Origin of the sequence: Neglectibacter sp. X4 (genome assembly GCF_009917365.1) — a bacterium.
In the GTDB taxonomy this organism is placed as follows: Bacteria; Bacillota; Clostridia; order Oscillospirales; family Acutalibacteraceae; genus Acutalibacter.
The window spans coordinates 1-3015 of sequence record NZ_QWLE01000124.1 but is presented as its reverse complement, the minus strand read 5'-3'; the positions used below and the strand labels follow the sequence as shown (position 1 = coordinate 3015).

Here is a 3015-nt window from a genome sequence, read left to right as displayed (position 1 = left end):
GGAAACGGAAGCCTCGTCCTTGAAGGGCACAGTGGCATTCTCGTCAACCTCAACGCCCAGCATACGGACTGTCATCACAGCGAAGTCCTCGCGGGTGATGGTATCGTAAGGCCCGAACACGCCGTCGCCGCGGCCCTTCACGATGCCGGCGTCAAACGCCTGCTCTACGTAGGGAGCGAACCATGCGTCAGCGGGAACGTCAGAGAACCGCTCGCCCAGCTTGGTCTTGAGGGTGTAAACGTTTACGGTGGCCTGATCCTCGGAAGTGACCTTAATGGTCAGATCGGAATTCAGGTTGTAGTTATTGGTGGAATTGTAGGGAACGCCGTTGATTTCAACAGCAGCCATCTTGTCGGCAGTGATATCGAGCTTTACGGGATACAGCTCTGTGCCGAAGGGCAGGGTCAGGTTGATCGTCTTGCCGCTGATAGTGGCGGCAGTGTTGCCAACCTTCAAGCTCTTAATAGCAGCGCCCTTTTCCTTTTCAGCAACCTTCACAACCAGCTTATAGCTTTCTGTGGAAGTGCCGTCCTCAGCGGTAACGGTCAGGAGGCCTGCGCCATCATCAGTGACAGTCTCGCTGTTGCTGTTATCCTTCAGTTCTCCAGAATCCATTACAAACTGTGTGCCTTCACCCTTTTTGCCGCCATCAGATTCCCAGTCAGTAAGCAGGGTGCCTGCCTTGGCGGGATCGTCAGCGGCCAAGGTGGCCAGCCTGGAAACGGAGAAATTCAGGCCGAATGCGGTGGATCCATCGCTATAGCTGTTGGGCACAGTGATGGTATAGGTGTCGCCCTTCTTGGCAACGGTAACGTTCTTGTCGGAATCGCTGGTCAGGCTCAGCAGCTTGGTGCCTTTTTCAGCGGGAGCCTTAACAGCATACACATAGTACACATGGGCATCGCCAGCATCAACCAAATCGGTAAGCGCGTCAGTAGCGTCGGCTGAAATAGCTTCAGCAGTGCCAGTTTCCTTTTCGTTCACCACGTACAAAGCTTTTGCGTCAGCAAGGGTCAGCTTATTTCCTGCAAAAGCGCCTACAAAGTTAGCGTCCAGAGTAATCCCCTTAACGGTCTGCTGGGAGATAATATCAGGGTCAAGAGCCTTTACTTCCTCCACTGCTGTATCGCCAGCGTTCACAAAGTAAGCTTTTGCACCCGGGCTTAAAGTCAGGGTTTTAAAGTACGCGTTTTCAGTAACCGCAGTAGAGTCCGGAATAGTCAACTCGACGCCCTGCTCTTTAGTGTCTGTGGAAGTTGTGACTTCTTTAACAGCCGCCTTAAAGGTCCAGTCAGCAGTAATGTTAGGCACTTCAGCGGTATTCACAGCCTCGGCCCCAAGAAGCTTGGACTCCTGGCGGGGATCCTCGAACCGCAGCTTGATGGTGTAAGTGGACTTGCTGTTATCATCAGCGATGACGGTAACAAGGCCCTGGTTCTGATTGATAACAAAGGCCTTGACCTCAGAATACTTTGTTTTGCCATTTTCAATAGCCTTAGTACCAGAACCGGCGCTATCGATCATAGTGACGGAAGCGCCAGCACTGGGGGTGGCATAAATCACGAAATCAGCAAGGGCGGCATCACTCTTCAGCTTAAAGGGCAGAGTGATGGTGCCGGTCATGCCGTCGGTGCTCCACACAGCGCTGTAGCTGTCAGCGCCCTTCTTAATGGTGAAGTCGGTCAGTTTCTTCTCGCTTTCGCCAGCAGCCACCAGATTAATGGTGTAATCCTTGTGGGCCTTGCCATCCTCGGCGGTCACGCGCAGCACAAAAGTCTTGCCGCTGATGTCAACCGCATTCGTAGCAGATGTAGCAATATTGCCAGCGGTTGTGAAGGCCACGCCCTTCTGGGAGAGGATAACAACCTCAGCGTTGGTAGAAACTTCTGCAACCACAGTTACCGCGTCTTTAAAATCTTCTTTTGCGCCCATGGTTACGGTAACGGTGTCACCAGAAACCTCAGTGCGGGCACTCGTGCCCACCTGAATGGCCTTCAAAACAGCCTCAGAACCTTCGGCCTTGGTCAGATCAACAGTTACCACGACAGATGTGCCGTCTTTCAGAATAACGTCAAAAGTACGGGCTTCTTTGGTTGTTCCGCCAGAAGTAAAGTTCAGCGCGGTTTCACCAGAAATAACGTTCACCACGTCAGTGCTGCCGCCGCCCTTTTCACAGGTCACGCGGTCAACAGTCTCGCCCAGAGTAAAGGTGGGCACAACCTTGGTGAGGTCGGTGTCAACGGAAACATTCACGTCGATGGTCTTGCCGCTGTTGTCAATTTCAGCGTCAGCGGTCTGGGTGGGAACGGAGAAAGTGGCAATGCCAGTCTGGTTCTCCACCACCACTTCATACTCCTTAACAGCCATGCCGCCTTTAGCAGTGACTTTTACGATTGCGTTTGCAGTGGCAGTAGCTGCGGTGAAATCAATTGTAGCCTCATCAACTGTAGGCTTAAAATTATCTTCATCTAAAGCGCCATTAAGGCCTGCGTCTGTGTAGGTTTTGCCAAAGGGCAGAACAACAATAATTTTGTCATCTGCGATGGTATAAGTAACCATGCCAGTCAGACCAGCAACTTCTTTGATGCTGGTATCCTTGTTAATGTCGGCCTCGTCCACTTTCACCAGCAGAGTGTATTCCCCTACGGTTACGTAGACATCATTTTCATTCTTTTCTTTCAGCAGCAGGGGCACTGTGTACACGCCGTCCGCGTCAGCATTGTAGTGGGCAGCCAGATCGAGCGTGGTGCCTGCGGCGGCCGCTTTATCTGCCACGCGAACCTCAGTGCTGTCTTTCTGCACTACATACAACTGTGTGCTTCCGTCAGCGGGCCAGTCCCAGCCGATAGCCACCGAAGAACTGGACACAGTAACGGATTGGCTATTGCCACTGCTGAAATCAATTTTCGTACCCCCCACATAAACTGTAGGAGCCGAAGCAGCAGCAGCGCTGAGCGGAATCATTGCGGCAATCATAAGAACAGCCAAGACAGCCGCAAGTGATTTCTTCAGAAA

Annotated in this window: 1 protein-coding gene; it reads right to left on the bottom strand. The window is 52.3% G+C overall.

The genetic code is table 11. The annotated features are described in order from the left end of the window. The coding region (locus D1841_RS16880) for an S-layer homology domain-containing protein (protein WP_201751358.1) at positions 1-2964 on the bottom strand (2964 nt) is incomplete at its 3' end. Between the last annotated feature and the right edge of the window lie 51 nt (positions 2965-3015).